At 65.2% G+C, this 17,241-nt stretch carries 13 protein-coding genes and 1 pseudogene; 6 read left to right on the top strand and 8 right to left on the bottom strand.

From position 1 onward, the window contains the following. Nucleotides 1-140: 140 nt before the first annotated feature. Genes QHG62_RS21745 through QHG62_RS21735 form a run of 3 tightly spaced genes read right to left on the bottom strand, consistent with a single transcriptional unit; the run spans nt 141 to nt 6,649 of the window. Nucleotides 141-2,549, bottom strand: coding sequence for a sensor domain-containing diguanylate cyclase (locus tag QHG62_RS21745; protein WP_281147720.1), 2,409 nt, complete (start codon nt 2,547-2,549; stop codon nt 141-143). A 33-nt stretch (nt 2,550-2,582) separates the two neighbouring features. After that, the gene (locus QHG62_RS21740; RefSeq protein ID WP_281147719.1) at nt 2,583-5,555 is read right to left on the bottom strand and encodes a bifunctional diguanylate cyclase/phosphodiesterase; all 2,973 of its coding nucleotides are present in this window, start codon (nt 5,553-5,555) and stop codon (nt 2,583-2,585) included. Next, entirely contained in the window at nt 5,552-6,649 is a 1,098-nt protein-coding gene (locus tag QHG62_RS21735; RefSeq protein ID WP_281151750.1) for a TRAP transporter substrate-binding protein, read from the bottom strand. Before QHG62_RS21735 ends, QHG62_RS21740 begins: the two co-directional genes overlap by 4 nt. Nucleotides 6,650-6,805: 156 nt before the next feature. On the opposite strand from QHG62_RS21735, the gene QHG62_RS21730 reads away from it, so the two are divergent. Further along, on the top strand, nt 6,806-7,714 hold the full coding sequence (locus tag QHG62_RS21730) for a LysR family transcriptional regulator (RefSeq protein ID WP_281147718.1): 909 nt from the start codon (nt 6,806-6,808) through the stop codon (nt 7,712-7,714). A 94-nt stretch (nt 7,715-7,808) separates the two neighbouring features. Here QHG62_RS21730 and QHG62_RS21725 read toward each other — a convergent pair whose 3' ends face one another. Both QHG62_RS21725 and QHG62_RS21720 read right to left on the bottom strand, forming a co-directional pair. Further along, entirely contained in the window at nt 7,809-8,189 is a 381-nt protein-coding gene (locus QHG62_RS21725) for an HU family DNA-binding protein (protein WP_126747720.1), read from the bottom strand. 111 nt (nt 8,190-8,300) lie between these two features. Further along, the gene (locus QHG62_RS21720) at nt 8,301-9,215 is read right to left on the bottom strand and encodes a LysR family transcriptional regulator (RefSeq protein ID WP_281147717.1); all 915 of its coding nucleotides are present in this window, start codon (nt 9,213-9,215) and stop codon (nt 8,301-8,303) included. Between the two features lie 155 nt (nt 9,216-9,370). Here QHG62_RS21720 and QHG62_RS21715 point away from each other — a divergent pair, with 155 nt between their 5' ends. Together QHG62_RS21715 and QHG62_RS21710 are read left to right on the top strand one after the other, a co-directional pair. Further along, nucleotides 9,371-10,351, top strand: coding sequence for a Bug family tripartite tricarboxylate transporter substrate binding protein (locus QHG62_RS21715; protein ID WP_281147716.1), 981 nt, complete (start codon nt 9,371-9,373; stop codon nt 10,349-10,351). 11 nt (nt 10,352-10,362) lie between these two features. Next, the gene (locus QHG62_RS21710) at nt 10,363-11,880 is read left to right on the top strand and encodes an amidase (protein ID WP_281147715.1); all 1,518 of its coding nucleotides are present in this window, start codon (nt 10,363-10,365) and stop codon (nt 11,878-11,880) included. Nucleotides 11,881-11,953: 73 nt separating this feature from the next. On the opposite strand, the gene QHG62_RS21705 is transcribed toward QHG62_RS21710, so the two are convergent. Next, entirely contained in the window at nt 11,954-12,700 is a 747-nt protein-coding gene (locus QHG62_RS21705; RefSeq protein WP_281147714.1) for a carbonic anhydrase, read from the bottom strand. 306 nt (nt 12,701-13,006) lie between these two features. Between QHG62_RS21705 and QHG62_RS21700 the strand changes: the two genes are divergently transcribed. Beyond that, nucleotides 13,007-15,241: a copper-transporting P-type ATPase gene (locus QHG62_RS21700; protein ID WP_432445553.1), complete on the top strand. Its 2,235-nt coding sequence runs from the start codon at nt 13,007-13,009 to the stop codon at nt 15,239-15,241. Between the two features lie 80 nt (nt 15,242-15,321). Continuing rightward, the gene (locus QHG62_RS21695; RefSeq protein ID WP_281147713.1) at nt 15,322-15,540 is read left to right on the top strand and encodes a hypothetical protein; all 219 of its coding nucleotides are present in this window, start codon (nt 15,322-15,324) and stop codon (nt 15,538-15,540) included. 13 nt (nt 15,541-15,553) lie between these two features. On the opposite strand, the gene QHG62_RS21690 is transcribed toward QHG62_RS21695, so the two are convergent. After that, nucleotides 15,554-15,709, bottom strand: coding sequence for a DUF2474 domain-containing protein (locus QHG62_RS21690; protein WP_281147712.1), 156 nt, complete (start codon nt 15,707-15,709; stop codon nt 15,554-15,556). After that, nucleotides 15,696-15,905 (bottom strand): annotated as a pseudogene (locus tag QHG62_RS21685) (cytochrome d ubiquinol oxidase subunit II); the annotation flags it as partial. The gene QHG62_RS21690 and the pseudogene QHG62_RS21685, both read right to left, overlap by 14 nt. A gap of 213 nt (nt 15,906-16,118) precedes the next feature. On the opposite strand from QHG62_RS21685, the gene QHG62_RS21680 reads away from it, so the two are divergent. After that, the gene (locus tag QHG62_RS21680) at nt 16,119-17,225 is read left to right on the top strand and encodes an SMP-30/gluconolactonase/LRE family protein (RefSeq protein WP_281147711.1); all 1,107 of its coding nucleotides are present in this window, start codon (nt 16,119-16,121) and stop codon (nt 17,223-17,225) included. The last annotated feature ends 16 nt before the right edge of the window (nt 17,226-17,241 follow it).

Below are 17,241 nucleotides of genomic sequence, written 5' to 3'. Positions count from 1 at the left end.
TCCAGTGGCCGTGCATCTGCGCAACGGCATGCGGTTCCTGCTTGTGCGGCAGGTGCCGCCAATTTAGGACAGAGGCAGGTACTTTCCGCGTAGGACAAGACCCAGATTCCGCCAGATCCGCCAGATCGCGCGAGCCGCCCTCAGGCGCTCGACGGCTCCTGGCGCGGCCATGGGGCACTGTCACTGTCCGGAGCCCCGTTCCCGGGCGCAGCCATCATGAACCGGTTCTTGCCCTCTTTCTTGGCGGCGTAGAGGGCGGCATCGGCGCGCATGAACAAGGACGAAAAATCCTCGTCGCCCTGCGACATTGCCACGCCGATGCTGGCAGTGGCCTGCAAGGTGCGGCTGGACAGGTGGAATGCCGGCCGCATGGCGGCAAGCACCTTTTGCGCGACCATGCCTGCTTCGGAGGCACCGCCGACGTTTTCAAGAAGAATCACGAACTCGTCGCCGGCGTAGCGCGCCGCCATGTCCGTCTCGCGCACGCTCTCCTTGAGCCGGCGGCCGAACTCCCTGAGCACCGCGTCACCCGCGGCATGGCCAAGCGAATCGTTGATCGACTTGAAGTAGTCGATGTCCAGGAACAGCAGGCACACCGGCTTGCCCGAGCGCCGCGACCTGGCCATGGCCTCGCGCACATGCTCTTCGAACGAACGGCGGTTCGGCAGGCCCGTGAGCGCATCTTCCCGCGCAAGGGTGTCCAGTTGCCGCTGCTTCTGCTTGAGGTCCGTCACGTCGTGCGCAACCACGTACAGCCCGACCACGGCGCCCTCGGCGTTCCTGTGCGGCAGGTAAGTCGTCTGCAGGGTGCGCTCGCCGATCAGCAGCTCGGCCGTCTGTTCGAACGACAGCACCTCGCCCGCGAAGGCGCGCGCCAGGAGCGGCTTGCGCACCTCGTAGTTCGCCTCGCCGATGGTCTCCCGGATGTGCCGGTTCATCATCGAAGCCGGCTCGATGCCGAGCCATGTGCGGTACCTGCCGTTGCAAAAAACCACGCGCTCTTCAAGATCGAGTTCGGTCAGCAGCGCCGGCACGTTGTCGGTGAGGCCGCGAAGGCGCCGCTCGCTGCTGGCGCTTCGCATCTCGGCCTGCTTGCGCTCGGTGATGTCGAAGGTCATGACGTAGTAGCCCACCACGCCTTCGTCGCGCATGTCGGGCAGCAGGTGGCATTCGAAGAAGCCCTCCTTGCCCTTGCGCTCGTAGGTGCCCTCGGTGCGTGTCGGCGTTCCTTCGAGCGCCTTGGCAACCTGCGGCGCAAGTTGCCGGTAGACCGCATCGGGCAGCGATTCCTGCATGGTCATGCGGCCGATGTCCGCCTGCGTCCTGCCGCGCATCCGCAGCCCCGGCTTGTTCGCGAACAGGCAGCGCTGCTTGCTGTCGAAGTAGGCGACCACGGCCGGCAGGTTGTCGGTGACGTCGCGCAAGAATCTTTCGCTCGCCTGCAAGCTCTGCTGGGCCGCCCGGCGCTCCCGCATGAGCGAGTTGAAGGTGTACGAAAGATCGCCCACTTCGTCGTAGCCAGGCTCCTCCTCCAGGGGCGTATAGCCCGAGTTGGCACGCGACACCTGCATGTGTTCGCGCAGGCGCGACAACGGCGCGAGCTGCGAGCGAACCGTTGCAAAGGTGAGCCCCCCGGCCAAGAGCGTCAGCAAGAGTGCGCCCGTCCACGCGAAGCGCTCGATCTGCTCCGTCCTGGCAAAGGCTTCCTGGCGCGGATACATCGCACCCAGCACCCAGTTGGTCTGCTGCAGGTGCTTGAAGGCATAGAGGGCATGCACGCCCCTGCGGTTCACCCCTTCGGCTGCACCGTCCAGGCCTGCAATGGCGCGATCGACGGCAGGATTGGGTATGCCGTCGGCATCGATGTGCTGCAGAAGCCGGGACTTGTCGGGATGGTCGACGATGATTCCAGCGGTGTTCACGATGAACATGTACCCGCTCTTGCCGAATCTCACGCTGGCAAGCTCGCCGAGAAAGTTCTGTTCGCTCAGCGTGATGAACGCTGCAATGACATAGGCAACCTTGCCATCCCGGTCGAGCACGGGCTCGGTCATGGCAACTTGCGCGAGCCCGCTGATGCGGTTCCTGAAAGGCTGGGAGACCACCCCCGCCTTGGCCGAGATGGTTCCCTGGAAGTAGTCGCGGTCCCTGACGTTGATCTTGCCGATCTGCTGCGCACCGTTCATGTTGGCCACGATCTCGCCTTGCGCGTCGATGAAAGCCAGGTTGTCGAACGCCTCCTTGAGCGACTTGTGCTGCATGACAAGGTCCTGCAGCCTTTCCGCGCCTGTGAAATCGTGGCTCTCGACGCTGTCGCCGAAGGTCTTGAGCAAGGTGCGGCGGCTCAGGAACTTCTCGTCCACCGCATCGGCAATGGCCGAGATCCGCTCGAACTGCTCCTCGGCGATGGTCGCCTGCATGTTGCGCTTGATGAAGTAGAGCGCAACGCCGGCAATGCCCGCCGTCGTCAGGAAAACGATGGCCACCACACCCGCCGAAAGGCGGGCTCGCAGGCTGAAACGCGTCAGGTCGGGAATCTGGAGACGCATCGTATGTGGACTCCGGCGTGGCGTGGCGGGCGCTCAGTCCGCCATGGCAACATCCAGCTGCGCTTCGAACTCTTCGAGCGGCACTGGCCTGCTGAACAGGTAGCCCTGGCACAGCATCGTTCCGTGCATTTGCAGAAACTCGAACTGCTGCTGAGTTTCAACGCCCTCCGCCACGATTTCGAGTTCGAGGTTGCGGGCCATGCCGATGATGGCCTGGATGATCAGCTCGACCTTCGGATCGGTGCCGATGCTTTGCACGAAGAACTTGTCGACCTTGATCTGGTCGAGCGGCAATTGCGTCATGTACGAAAGCGACGAATAGCCGGTACCGAAGTCGTCCATCGAAAAACGGATGCCCATCGACGCGAGCAGCTGCATCTTGCTGACGGTTTCGGTCATCTTGTCCTGCAGCAGGCTTTCGGTGAGCTCGAGCTTCAGCTTCGTCGGGTCTGCGCCGGTTCTGCGCAGCACATCGCGAACCCGCTCGGCGAAGTCGGCGGTGCGGAACTGGCGCGCGCTGACGTTGACAGCCAGCTGCAGGTGCCGCCGCCTCGGGTCGTGGCTCCAGCGCTCCAGCTGGACGCAGGCCGTCTCGAGCACCCACATGCCGATGGGCACGATCAGCCCGGTTTCTTCCGCCAGCTCGATGAAGCCGCCGGGCGGCACCATGCCACGCTCCGGATGGTGCCAGCGGATCAGCACTTCCGCGCCGGCAACATGGCCGTCGGACGTGACCTGGCTCTGGTAGTGCAAGACGAACTGGTTGCCGGCGAGAGCCGCGTGCAGTTCGCTTTCCAGCGTTGCGCGGGCCGTGATCGCGGTCTGCATCGCGGTTTCGAAAAAGCGCAGTGCGTTGCCGCCGGCCGACTTGGCGTAGTACATGGCAATGTCAGCCTGCTTGAGCAGGTCTTCCAGAGACTGGTGCGCCGCGCTGAAGACCACGGCGCCAATGCTGCACGTGCTGTGGTATTCGTGGTCTTCCAGCTGGAACGATTCGCCCAGCTCCGCAAGAATGGCTTCGCCGGTCGCGTTGGTCTGCATTGCCGCAACGGCGGGGTCTTCGCTGAGGTTTTCGAGCAGCACCACAAACTCGTCGCCGCCGAGCCGCGCAACCGTGCCGCCTTCGCTCAGGCTGCCTTGGAGCCGGCCGGCAACCTGCTTGAGCAATGCGTCGCCCGTGGCGTGCCCGAGCGCATCGTTGAGCGTCTTGAAGTCGTCCAAGTCCAGGAACAGCAGCGCCCCGTGGCGCGTGCGGCGAAGGTTCGAGTCGACGGCGGCCTGCAGCCGGTGCAGCAGCAGCTGCCGGTTGGGCAGGCCCGTCAGGTTGTCGTAGAAAGCAAGATGCTCGATCTCGCGGGCAGCCAGCTTGCTTTCGGTGATGTCCCGCAAGATGACGATGAATCGCGCGTCGGCGCCCTCGCCCACCAGTTTGCGGGAAACGGAAATCTCGAACCAGACGACGCCCTTGAGAACCCGGGTCTCGAATTGCCTTCCAGAAGAAAAACCGAACTCGAACGCATCGCGCAACGCGACCATGACTTCTGCCGCGGCGTTGGCGGGCAAGAGATCGGACATCATCTTGCCGACCGGCTCGCGCACCTTGATCGAAGACTTGGGCCTGCGCGGTGAATGGAAGCGGTAGCAGCGGCCGTCGATGCCGGCCTCCAGAAGCACGTCGGGCAGTGCGTCCAGCGTGGCCTGCAGTTGCGCCTTGCCTTCGAGAATGTCGGAGATGTGGCGCTTCTTCTCGGTGATGTCGCGGTAGATGCACACCAGGCCGCCGTCCGGCGTCGGGCTCTTCACCGCAACAATCACCTGCCCGCCCGGCAGGACGAGTTCCTGCTCGCTGTGCGCATTCAGGCCGCGGGAATTCTGTTCATCGATCGGCTGGAACGGCGCCTGGGGGGCAAGCAGCTTTTCTGCCCAGGGAAAGTAATCGACGAATCGGCGGTTCCAGGTGATCACGCGGCCATCGGGATCGAGCAGCACGAAGCCGTCCGCCATGGATTCGAGTGCCTGGTCCAGCGTGGCCTTGGAGCGGACCAGGTCGGCACGCGCGCGCCACTGCCGCGACAGCTGCGCGCGGGCGAAATAGCTGACCGACAGAATCAGCAGCGCGAAAGCCAGCGTCACGCCGAGGATGGAGTTGCGCTCGCTGCGCCAGTCCTCCAGGGTGAACTCGAGCGGAATTCCGGCGACGATCAGCAGGTTCCTGTGCAGCGTGGGCCGGGCGACCACGATGGCGGGCAGGCCGCTGAGCCGCGCGTTCATGCGGTGCGGGCGCCCGTCGCTGGCCTGGTCCATCAAGGCCGGGCCGACGGACCGGCCGGCAAGGTCGTCGCGCGGCGGCGTGCTGGCCAGCAGGGTTCCCGACTCGCGCTCCAGGGTGACCTCGAGCCCCTTGATGTTCGCCCCCTGCGCAAGGATCGTGGTGAGCATGGAAACCTGCACTTCGGCCACCGCCACGATCTTTCCGCCGTCCGCAAGCCGGAGCACGCGCCCAAAATAAAGCACCTGCTGCGAGGTCGCCTGGCTGACAGTGGGCGCGCTCACCGACAGCATGGAGCCCGGCCGGCTCAGGATTTCTTTCAGGAATCCCTGCGGCAGCTGCAGCGCCAGCTTCGCGCCGCGGCGGTCGGAAGACGCGATCAGCGTGCCGTCGGAATCCAGCAGCGCAACATACCGGACCAGCAGGCTCTGGCGGACAACAGTCTCGATGAGCTGCGCGGTGTCGGGCTTGGCCATGTCGGCGGCAACGCTGTCCACGCTGGCGTTGCGCAAAAACTGGCCCATGCCCGCCAGCAGCATGTCGACGGCCAGCAGGCTGCGGTTCAGCGCGGCTTCCGAGGTAACGACGAAGCGCATGGCCTGGCTCTCGTCGTCGGAGATCGCCTTTTCGTAGGTCTGCCACATCGTGAATGCGGCAATGGCGAGAACAGCCGCCAGGAACAGCGCCGCCACGCCGTAGATAAAGGCGGTGATGCGGCGGGGCAGCAGCTTGTTCACTGCCCGACGGGAGCCTTGATGCCCACGACCGGGCCGACAGTCTGATCCCAGACCTCCGCACACACGGATCCGCATCGCTGCACCCAGCGGGGCAGCACGCTCGCGGCGAATATTTCGCGCCTGCGGCGTTCGTCATTGGCGGAAGGGCGTGCCTCGACCATGGCGCCCTTGGTGCCCTTTACGCATGTAGCCGCACCCGTGTTGCATGCAATGCCGTTGCCGGTGTCGCGCTCCGACTCTTCCCAGACCGCGGCCTCCAACTTGGGGAGCTCGCTTTTCAGCAAGGTTTTCAGTTCTGCCGGGAGCGCGTTCCATGCGTCGGTGTTGGCGCCGAATACCGCAACGCCCCAATTGATGGGCAACGTATAGAGCGAGGTGGTGATCTTGTGCAGGCCGAGCGTGTTGCCGGACATCGCACCGGTGATGGCGCATTCGGTGTTGGCCGAGCTCATGTTTGCCATGACCTCGGCAAACTCGGTGAACACCGGCACGCCGCCAAGTGCCCGCACGAAGTCGGCCTGGGTGGCGCCCGAGACACGAACGCGCCGGCCAGAGAGATCGGAAAGCTGCTTCATGGGCTGCTTGCAGAAGATTACCTGGGCCGGATACACATACACCGCCAGCAGCTCGACGCCGTGGCGCTCGCGCAGCGTTTTTTCGAGGTAAGGCCGGAATGCGCCGATCACGCGCCGCATGGCGGGCATGTCGGGGTTGAGGCCTGCGATGTCTGGCGTGCCGATTTCGGGGTATTCGTTGCTGATCTGGCTCAGCAAGGCCGTGCCGAACGGAATGACGCCCAATCTCATGAGATTGAGCATTTCTTGCCCGGGCACACCGGCCTGATTGAAGGGAACGATGCTCGCGCTGTATTTGCCGCCGCTCAGGCGGGCCAGGTCTTTGCCCCAGAAGCGCTCCTCGTGCAGCGCGTACTGGTTCAGGCCGGCCAGTCCGCCCACGACGCGAAGCCGCGTTGGCGTGGATTGCTGTGCTGCGCTGTGCGTTGCCGCGAAAGCCAAAGCAAGAGCGGCGACACGAACCCAGAGGGCAGGTCGCCAGGCTGATGCTGCTTCGCCGGTCTTCATGCCCCGGATCATGATGCCGATTGTGCTTCCTGTAAGAAGTTTTTTACAGAATCGCGTGTTTCCCATCATTCGCAGACTGGAAAGTCAGGCGGACCCGTTGCGCGCAAGGCACAGAGATACCATCCGCAAACCCCGGAGCCGGGGCCGTTTTATCCAAATTCCAGATCGATGTCCGCGCCCGACCTTTCCAGCCGCCAGTTGCGCGCCTTCACGGCGCTGGCCGAGCAGCGCAACTTTACGCGCGCGGCGCAGACCTGTCATTTGTCGCAACCCGCATTCAGCGCGCTGATCCGCACGCTGGAAGAAACGCTCGGCACCCGCCTTTTCGACCGGGACACGCGCAGCGTGCAGCTCACGGCCGAAGGCCGGCTGTTCGAACCCTCGGCTCGGCGCCTGCTCGACGACATGCAGGACGCAATCGGCGATCTTGCCGACCACACGGAACGCCGCAAAGGCCGCGTGAGCGTGGCGGCGCTGCCTTCGCTCGCCGCCGGCTGGCTACCGGCCATCCTTGCCGAGTTCATGCAAACCTGGCCAGGCATCACGGTGGAACTGCACGATGCGCTGTCCGATGCGTGCATTGCCCAGTTGCGCGGCCACCAGGCCGACTTTGCGCTGGCAGCCACAGGCGCCGACGCAGCCGCAGCCGGCGACCTGCGCGGCCGCAAGCTCTGCGAAGACCGCTTTCACCTGGTTTGCCGCAAGGACCATCCGCTGGCCGACGTACCCAGGCTGACTGCCAAGCAGCTCGCGCCCTGGCCCTTCATACAGATGGCGCGCAACAGCAGCGTGCGCCAGTCGCTCGACGCGGCGCTGCATCCGTTGCGTCTCAATGCGGTGTTCGAGGTGGAGCACCTGGCCACGGTCACGGGGCTGGTCGAGGCCGGCATCGGCATCAGCGTGGTGCCGGAGCTCACGCTGTTTCACTTCCGGCGCGACACGCTGGTGACGCGGCCCTTGCCGCTGCAAGGCCTCACCCGAACCATCTACCTGGTTCAGCGGCGCGAAGGAAGCCTCTCGGTGGCCGCCCAGACGCTGTACGACCTCATTCTTGCGAGGCTGGGCACGCTGGCCTGAGGTTCGCGCGACGTGCGGGCAATAAAAAAACGGCCCCGAAGGACCGTTTTTCTTGCCGGCAGCCTTGCGGCCACAAGCCATGCTCGCCGAAGTCTTACTTCTTGGCGGCCTTCTTGGCGGGAGCGGCGGCCTTCTTGGCCGGTGCTGCCTTCTTGGCGACGGGCTTGGCGGCTGCCTTGTCGGCCTTGCGCTTTGCAGCCTTGGGGTCGATGGCGGCCTTGAATGCGGCGCCCGGCACGAACTTGGGCACCTTCTGTGCGGCGATCTTGATCTTGGCGCCGGCTTGCGGGTTGAAGCCGGTGCGCGCGGCGCGAGCCACTTGCTTGAAGGTGCCGAAGCCGATGAGCTGGACGGGGTCGCCCTTCTTCACTGCGGCGACGATGGAACCCGTGACGGTTTCCAGGATACGGGCGGCTTCTGCCTTGCTCACGTTATGGGCGGCGGCGATCTTTTCGACCAGTTCGATACGGTTCACTTGAAAATTTCCTTTGGATTGTTCTCGTCATGTTGCCTATGACGGCGCAGCAGCTGAGGCCACTGCAAGCGGCGCGGAGTGTAGCGCACGCGGGAACCGGTTTCTTCGCCTTCAGGCGCTCGCCTTGATGGCATCCGTCAGGAATTGCACGAATGCCTTGCCTGCGTCGGGCAGCGACCGGCCCGCCAGCGTCTCCACTTCGAGGTGGCGCTCGTTCATTTCGCGGTCCTTCAGCGCAATGGCGACCAGCGCCTTCGACTTGAGCTGGGTGCGGATCGACAGCTCCCCGTAGAACGCGATGCTGCCGCCCCCTGCGGCCGCAAAGCTCACGAGCGCGTTCGCATGGTTGCTCGACATGGCCTGCACGTAGTGCAGCCCCTGCCTGCTGCAGCTGGTGTCCAGCAGTTGTCTGATCGAGCTGTCCTGCGGCGGCAGCCCCAGCGGATAGGCCACCACCTGGCGCAGCGACAGCTGCCGCTGCGCCGCCAGTGGGTGGTCGTTGGCCATCACCGCGAGGATGGGGCTGGGGTGGCGCAGCTCGATCCTGATGCCCGGCTCGGGCACCGAACTCAGCGTAATGCCGATGTCCGCCTCGCCGTCGCGTATGCGCGCGGGTACGTCATGCGGCGGGCAGACCTCCAGGTGAAAGCGGATGCCTTCGTGCTTGCTGCGAAAGCGCGCGATCAGCGTCGGAAGAAAGTCGAAGGCAAAGCCCTCCGTGCTCACCACGCGCACGCGGCCGCTGCGCAGGCCGCGCAAGCCCTGGATGTCGGTTGCCACCCGCTCGATGTCCTGCTGCATGCGCTTGGCATGCGCCGCCAGCAACTCGCCGGCGGCATTGGGGACCATGCCGCGTGCGTGGCGGTCGAACAGCAAGGTGTCGAGCTCGCGCTCCAGGCGTGCCACCTGCCGGCTCACGGCCGATGGGGCCACGTTGAGCTTGAGCGCGGCCTCTTTCACGGAACCGGTTCGCACCACCTCCAGGAAGTACCGCACGGCGGTCTCCTGCAGCGCGTGAAGTGCCATGGAATTCTCCGTTGCAAGGGCGGCAAACGGCCGTGTCGATTGCCGAAACGGCAATCCACAATTCTAAACATTGCGCTTGTGGCAGCAGGCTCCGGCTCCTAGGATGCAATTGCATTCGCCGTCCGCCCCTCCCACCCGTCCCTCAGGAGCACTTCATGAAACGCCTCCCCGCATTGGCCAGCCTGCTGCTGATGTCCTGCCTCGGCCTTGCCTCGATGGCAGCCGCCGCGGAGACCGCGTTTCCGTCGCGTCCCGTCACGCTTGTGATCCCCTTTCCTCCGGGCGGGGCCACGGACGTGAACGGCCGCGTGATCGCCCAGCGCCTGGGCAAGGAGCTCGGCCAGCCCGTGGTCATCGAGAACCGCGCGGGTGCCGGCACGGTGATCGGGGCGAGCTATGTCTCCAAGGCGGCGCCGGACGGCTACACGCTGCTGGTGAGCTCGGGCACCACCTTCACCGTGAACCCGGCCATCCGTTCGAATCTTCCATACGACCCGGTGAAGGGCTTCGACCAGATTGGCCTGGTCGGGCGCGTCGGCCTCATCCTGCTGGCCAACAGCGAGGTGCCGGTAAAAACGGTGAAGCAGTTCGTCGACTACGTGAAGGCATCGCCCGGCAAGTACTCGTATGCCTCGTACGGCACCGGCACCACGTCGCAGTTCGCCGGAGAAACCATCTTGAGCGCCGCCGGCCTGAAGATGACGCATGTGCCTTACAAGGGCAGCGCCCCGGCCATGACCGACCTGATGGGCGGCCAGGTTCCGTTCAGCATCGACACCGTGAGTGCCGCCATTCCCCAGCTCAAGAGCGGCAAGATCAAGGCCATTGCGGTGACCACGTCCAAGCGCTCCACCCTGCTGCCCGATGTGCCCACCATGGCCGAGAGCGGCTACCCGGACATCAACATGGACTCGTGGCTGGTCGTGTCCGCACCCAAGGGCCTGCCTGCCGACGTGAAGGCCAAGCTCGAAAAGGCGCTTGCCGCCACCGTTGCCGACGCCGACACCCGCGCCAAGCTGACTGCGCAGGGCCTGGAGCCGGCCTTCAGCAACGGCGCCGCCGTGAGCGAGCTGATCAACAAGGAACTGCCGCTGATGCGCGCCGTTGCGGCCCGCGCCAACATCACCGCTGATTGAAGGACGCCAAATTGATCGAACAATCCGCCGTCGAACTGCGCCGGCTCATCGGCAGCAAGGCCGTCTCGCCAGTGGAGCTTATGGAGGCTTGCATTGCGCAGATCGAACGGGTGAACCCATTCGTCAATGCCGTGACCGCCACCTGCTTCGACCGTGCGCGAACCGAAGCCAAGGCTGCTGAAGCCGCCGTGATGCGCGGCGATGCGCTCGGCCTGCTGCATGGCCTGCCGCTGGGCGTGAAAGACCTGGAGCCGACCGAAGGCCTGCTCACCACCTGGGGTTCCGCCATCTTCCGCGACCACGTGCCCGACGAAGACATCGAGCTGGTCGCGCGCCTCCGAAAGGCCGGCGCCATCGTCGCAGGCAAGACCAACGTGCCGGAGATGGGCGCGGGCGCCAACTCGCGCAACGAGGTGTGGGGCGCCACCGGCAACCCGTTCGACCCCAACCTGAATGCGGGGGGCTCCTCCGGCGGCTCGGCTGCGGCCCTGGCGTGCGACATGCTGCCCGTGTGCACCGGCTCCGACACCGGCGGCTCTCTGCGGATCCCGGCCGCCAAGTGCGGCGTGGTCGGGTTCCGGCCTTCGCCGGGCATTGTGCCGAGCGTGCGAAAGCTGCTGGGCTGGACGCCGATTTCCGTCGTGGGCCCGATGGGCCGCACGGTGGAAGACGCCTGCCTGCAAATGGCGGCCTCCGCCGGCATGCACGCCGGCGACCCGCTGAGCTACCCGCTCGATCCGCTGTCTTTTCAGAAGCCGATCGACGTCGACCTGAGCAGGCTGCGCGTGGCATGGACCGAAGACTTCGGCGTTTGCGCGGTGGACGACGACATCCGCGCCACCATGCGCCGGAAGATCGGCGCCATGCGGCACCTGTTCAAGTCTTGCGACCAGGTGACGCTGGACCTGGGCGAGGCGCACCGCTGCTTCGACGTGCTGCGCGCCGAAGCCTTCGTGGCCGGCATGCATGCGGCCTACCAGCGCGACCCGGCCAGCCTGGGGCCGAACTCGCGCGCCAACTACGAGATGGGCGCGCAGATGAGCCTGCTCGACAGCGCCTGGGCGCAGGCCGAGCAGACGCGGCTCATCAAGCGGTTCCAGGCGACCTTTGCCGGCTACGACCTGATCCTGTCGCCCACCACGCCGGTGTCGCCCTTCCCGTGGACGCAGATGTATGCGGACACCATCAACGGCGAGAAGCAGGCCAACTACTACCGTTGGCTGGCGCTGACCTATGTCGTCACGCTGACGACGCATCCCGCGCTTTCGCTGCCCTGCGGCGTCGACTATGCGGGCATGCCGTTTGGACTGCAGATCGTCGGCGGCTTCCGGGCCGACCACCAGGTGCTGGGCGCGGCGCATGCCATGGAAATGGCATTTGCCGCCGATGCGCAACTGCGCCGCCCGCGCCCCGATCTTGCGGCTTTGCGCATGGCGGAACCTGCGCTCACATCCATCGTCACCGCACCGCCGGGAACGCATGGCGGCGCTCCTGCGGCTGCGGCGCGGCCAGCGGTTTCCGCCGTTTGAGAAGGCCGCGCCAAAACTAAAAAAAAAGCCCCCGGCTCTGCGAAGAACCGGGGGCTCTTTTTTGGCTTGGCGTTCAGCGGCTGGCGGGGGCTGCGCGATTGGAAGTCAGCGTCACCGAGGGAAAGCGTACCAACGGACGCCCGTTGAGCTCCTGCAGCTTCCGGTTGTTGTGGGCATAGCGCGCGCGGAACTGCGAAATTTGCGCCGGAGACAGCGACACCGGTGCCTGCAGCAAATACCACTCGACGTTTTCAGTCAGCGGCGGCGTGGTGAGCGAGCCCAGGTAGTGGTAGTAGGCCTTGTCCTTGGGCAGGAGAACGGAGATGTCGGCCTTGGACAGCTCGCCATGCCCTTCCTTCTCGAGCGCTGCCAGCACCTTGGCCGCCAGCGGATTGGCCGGGCCTTCGCGGTACATCACGCCCACCACGGCCAGGCGGCCGTCCGCGGCACGGAAGACGAAGTGGCCTTCGAGCGGAAAGTGCTTGCCGTCCACCGTGTGCTCGCTCTCGGCATGAAAGTGGAACTGCAGCAGCTTGAAGTGCCTGCCGCGGATCATCGCGTCAGGCCCTTTCGCCTCGACCTCCACCGCATGACCGTTATCGACGACGTCGAGCGCCGCGCGAGCGTTGCTCAGGCGAATGCCCTGCGGCTCGAGCGCATCGCCGGCCTTGGCTTCACCAGTGGGAATATCGATCGGCGATTGGGCACTGTCGTGAACCGCCTTCCAGCTTTCCTGATGGTCGTAATCCAGCGCCTGGGCGTGGACCGTTGAAGCCGCGAGTAGCGCAACGCTCAGGAGACAGCGAGAAACTGGGGACATGCCAAGGATTCCAGAGGAAAAAAGTTGTAAGAGGAGCCGCAACCCCTCCAGAGAAGGGCATGCAGAACAGGCTTGACCTTGCCACGATGTCAACCCTGAAACTGAACTCCGCTTTCAACAATCAAGGAGTTGCCATGCAAGAGTTCGCGATTCGGCCGATGACCTGCGACCACTGCGCAAGCAGGCTAGCCGCCGAAGCCGGCGCGATTGTCTGGACGCCTACCTGACCGGGGGCTGACCCTCAAACCTCGCCTGCCTGCGCCCCCGCGACACGGGCGGCCCCATGGTTCCCGCTGGAGAATTCGAATGAACGACATGCGTTCCAACCCAGGACACGACCACCACCATCATCAGCACCACCATCACGGCGGCCACCCTGTGCCGGTGAATGCCGTCGAACCCGGCGCGGCGGACGGATCGCCGACGATCTACACCTGCCCCATGCATCCGGAAGTACGGCAGGACCATCCCGGCAATTGCCCCAAGTGCGGCATGACGCTGGAACCCGAAATGCCGAGCCTCGACGCAGAGGAAAAAGAGGATCCCGAGCTGCACGACTTCAAGCGCCGGTTTCTCTGGACACTGCCGCTCACCATTGCGGTCGCCGTGCTCGCAATGGCGGGCCACAGGCTGCAGTGGTTCGAGATGGCAACGCAGAGCTGGATCGAGCTGGCCCTTTCGGTGCCGATCGTGCTGTGGGCAGGATGGCCCTTCTTCGAGCGCGCGGTGCAGTCGGTAGCCAACCGCAGCCCGAACATGTGGACGCTCATCGGCCTGGGCACTGCCGCCGCCTTCGTCTACAGCGTGGTGGCCACCGTAGCGCCCCGTGCCTTTCCCGATTCGTTCATGTCGATGGGCCGCGTGGCGGTTTACTTCGAGGCCGCGGCAGTGATCATTTCGCTCACCCTGCTCGGCCAGATTCTCGAGCTCAAGGCGCGCTCGCAAACTTCCGCGGCCATCAAGTCGCTGCTGGGCCTTGCGCCCAAGACGGCTCGGCGCATCGGTGCCGACGGCACTGAAGAAGACGTTCCCATTGCGCATGTGCATGTCGGCGACAAGCTGCGCGTGCGGCCCGGCGAAAAGGTGCCGGTGGACGGCGTGGTGGTCGAGGGCGCAAGCGCGGTCGACGAGTCCATGCTCACGGGCGAGCCGCTGCCGGTGACCAAGCGCGTTGGAGACAAGCTCATCGGCGCCACGCTCAACACCAACGGCGCCCTTGTCATGCAGTCGGAAAAAGTCGGCTCGCAAACCGTGCTCGCGAGCATCGTGCAAATGGTGGCGCAGGCCCAGCGCTCCAGGGCGCCGATGCAGCGCATGGCCGACCACGTGGCGGGCTACTTCGTCATGGTCGTCATCGGCATTGCGCTGCTGACCTTCTTTGCGTGGGGGTTCTTCGGGCCGGCGCCCAGCTGGACCCACGGGCTCATCAATGCGGTGGCGGTACTCATCATTGCCTGCCCCTGTGCGTTGGGTCTTGCCACACCCATGTCGATCATGGTGGCCACCGGCAAGGCCGCCACGCAGGGCGTGCTTTTCCGCGATGCGGCCGCTATAGAGAACTTTCGCAAGGTGGATGCGCTCATCGTCGACAAGACAGGCACGCTGACCGAAGGCAAGCCGCGCTTCGAACGCGCAGTGGCCCAGCCCGGTTTTACCGAAGACGACGTGCTGCGCCTTGCGGCCAGCCTCGACCAGGGGAGCGAGCATCCGCTGGCGCACGCCATCGTCGCGGCGGCGCGCGAACGCGGCCTGGCGTTGACCGCGGCGGATGAGTTCGAGTCGAGCAGCGGCATCGGCGTGAGCGGCATCGTGGGCGGCAAGAAGCTGGCGCTGGGCAACACCGCGCTGATGGACCAGTTGCGCGTGCCCGTCGACGCGCTCAAGCCGCAGGCCGAGGCCCTGCGCGCCGAAGGTGCCAGCGTCATGTTCCTTGCGGCCGACGGGCAGCCGGCGGGCCTGCTCGCCGTGTCCGATCCCGTCAAGGCCACCACCATGGAGGCGCTGGCGGCGCTCAAGGAATCGGGCATGCGCGTGATCATGGCAACGGGCGACGGGCTGACGACAGCGCGCGCCGTTGCCGCAAGGCTGGGCATTGACGAGGTGCATGGAGAAGTCAAGCCGGCCGACAAGCTGGCGCTGGTCGAAAAGCTGCAGCGCGAAGGCCGCATCGTCGCCATGGCGGGAGATGGCATCAACGATGCGCCCGCGCTCGCCAAGGCCGACGTCGGCGTGGCCATGGGCACCGGCACCGACGTTGCAATGAACAGCGCGCAGGTCACGCTGGTGAAGGGCGATCTGCGGGGCATCGCGCAGGCGCGCATCGTCTCCGAAAAGACCATCGCCAACATGAAGCAGAACCTGGGCTTCGCGTTCATCTACAACGCGCTGGGCGTGCCCCTGGCGGCCGGCGTGCTGTTTCCGTTCACCGGCTGGCTGCTGTCGCCGATGATCGCGGCACTGGCGATGAGCCTGAGTTCGGCGTCGGTTATTTCCAATGCGTTGCGGCTCCGGACGGCGAGCGACGAAAAGAAGTCCGCTTGAAAAGTCGAATCGGACGCAAAGCCCGCAGCATTCGAATTCGACCTACAGACATCCGCCCCCGGCTTGTGCAAGTTGAGGCCATGACACAACCCATCGAACTCATCATCGAGGAGCCAGCCCTCGGCTCCTATGTCTGGCGCCTGCTTGAAACGGATACGGACGGAGCGAACCCCAAGGTGCTTCGCGACGCCTTCGATCCGGCGGACACCTACGAAGCCGCGCTGGCGGCGGGGCAGCGTGCACTTCAGAGCGAAATTCGCCGGCGGGCCGCACCTGCAGCCCCCGCGCAGCAGCACTAGCCTGCGGCCGGTCTCACGGCGCAGCGAGGCCGACCGCGCGCATCAGCCAGCGAAAGACCAGCGCCACCGCGAAGAGGGTGCCGACGCTGGACAGCCAGATGGCGAGCAGCCATCCGAAGCGGCGCAGCCATTTGCCGCGGCCGGCGGGGCCGGGGTCAGTGATACCCATCCCCATGCCTCACCTTCCCCCTGAACACCCAGTAGCTCCATGCCGTGTACATCAGGATGAACATCAGGATGACCGGAATGATCAGCAGCGCCCCCACCAGCGCAAAGCCCAGGCTCTGCGGCGGCCCCGCCGCCTGCCAGATGCTGATGTCCGGCGGAATCACGTTCGGCCACAGGCTGATCCCCAGCCCCGTGTGAGTGCCGGAAACAGGATGTGGAACGAGATCGTGAAGCCGAACTGGATTCGGGCGAGCAGGAGGGCGTCCATGCGGCTCACCTTAACGTCACAACCCGATCGCCGCAACAGGCGCGTCCGTAAGATGAGCGCCGGCCACTGCCCATTGCAGCCGTTGCCTCGTTGGCGCAGTTGCGGGCTTGCCGCTTTCACAAAGACAAAAGGAGATTTGCAGATGCAGAACGGACCCCTCCAACCGCGCCGCCGCTTCCTCAAGGCTGCCGCGGGCTCGGGACTCGCAGCCTTCGCCGGCCTGGCCGGCGCGCAGTCTTTCGACTTCAAGCCCAACCAGCGCTACCCGGACCCCTCGGTGTTGATACTGGACCCGAGTTTTGCCAAGTACCGCATCTACAGCAGCACGGTCGAGCAGCTTGGCACCGGCATGCGTTGGGCGGAGGGGCCGGTGTACTTTCCGGAAGGCGGCTACCTGTTGTGCAGCGACATTCCGAACAACCGGCTCATGAAGTTCGACGAAAAGACCGGCAAGTTGACCGTGCACAAGCAGAACGCCAATTACGCCAACGGCAACACGCGCGACCGCCAGGGCCGGCTTGTGACCTGCGAGCACTCCGTCACGCGCCGCGTGGTACGCACCGAGAAGGACGGCCGCATGACGGTGCTGGCCGACAGCTACGAAGGCAAGAAGCTCAACGCGCCCAACGACGTGGTGGTCAGGTCGGACGACACGGTGTGGTTCACCGACCCGACCTTCGGAATCAACGGGGAGTGGGAAGGTTCGAGGGCAACGCCTGAACAGGCGACCACCAATGTCTACCGCATTGCCAAGGACGGCAAGCTCACCGCAGTCATCACCGACCTGGTCAACCCGAACGGCCTCGCGTTTTCGCCGGACGAGAAAAAACTCTACGTGGTCGAGTGGAAAGGCACGCCCAACCGCAGCATCTGGAGCTACGACGTTTCAGCCGACGGCACCAGCGTGTCGAACAAGACAAAGCTGGTGGATGCCGACGGCCCGGGCGCGCTCGACGGCTTCAGGGTCGACCGGGACGGCAACCTCTGGTGCGGCTGGGGCTTCAGCGGCGCCTTCTCGCCGGAGCCCTCCGATGTGGGCGGCGGCATGAAGGCGCACTTGCCGCTTGGCAAGTCCGAAGAGATGGACGGCGTGAAGATCTTCAACCCGCAAGGCAAGCCCATCGGCTTCATCCGCCTTCCGGAGCGGTGCGCAAATCTCGAATTTGGCGGGCCCAAGCGCAACCGCCTGTACATGACGAGCAGCCATTCGCTCTACGCACTCTACGTGGAGGCGCACGGCGCGGTGTAGCGCGCCGCGGCTGCCT

The sequence above is a fragment of the Variovorax paradoxus genome (assembly GCF_029919115.1).
Classification (GTDB): domain Bacteria; phylum Pseudomonadota; class Gammaproteobacteria; order Burkholderiales; family Burkholderiaceae_C; genus Variovorax; species Variovorax paradoxus_O.
Note: the sequence above shows the minus strand (reverse complement) of the source record. Positions and strands in the feature narration are given on the sequence as shown.

Coding starts and splice junctions, on each gene's coding strand:
- QHG62_RS21745 (WP_281147720.1), bottom strand. CDS start 2,549: ATGCGTCTCCAGATTCCCGACCTGACGCGTTTCAGCCTGCGAGCCCGC.
- QHG62_RS21735 (WP_281151750.1), bottom strand. CDS start 6,649: ATGATCCGGGGCATGAAGACCGGCGAAGCAGCATCAGCCTGGCGACCT.
- QHG62_RS21730 (WP_281147718.1), top strand. CDS start 6,806: ATGTCCGCGCCCGACCTTTCCAGCCGCCAGTTGCGCGCCTTCACGGCG.
- QHG62_RS21720 (WP_281147717.1), bottom strand. CDS start 9,215: ATGGCACTTCACGCGCTGCAGGAGACCGCCGTGCGGTACTTCCTGGAG.
- QHG62_RS21715 (WP_281147716.1), top strand. CDS start 9,371: ATGAAACGCCTCCCCGCATTGGCCAGCCTGCTGCTGATGTCCTGCCTC.
- QHG62_RS21705 (WP_281147714.1), bottom strand. CDS start 12,700: ATGTCCCCAGTTTCTCGCTGTCTCCTGAGCGTTGCGCTACTCGCGGCT.
- QHG62_RS21700 (WP_432445553.1), top strand. CDS start 13,007: ATGAACGACATGCGTTCCAACCCAGGACACGACCACCACCATCATCAG.
- QHG62_RS21695 (WP_281147713.1), top strand. CDS start 15,322: ATGACACAACCCATCGAACTCATCATCGAGGAGCCAGCCCTCGGCTCC.
- QHG62_RS21690 (WP_281147712.1), bottom strand. CDS start 15,709: ATGGGTATCACTGACCCCGGCCCCGCCGGCCGCGGCAAATGGCTGCGC.
- QHG62_RS21680 (WP_281147711.1), top strand. CDS start 16,119: ATGCAGAACGGACCCCTCCAACCGCGCCGCCGCTTCCTCAAGGCTGCC.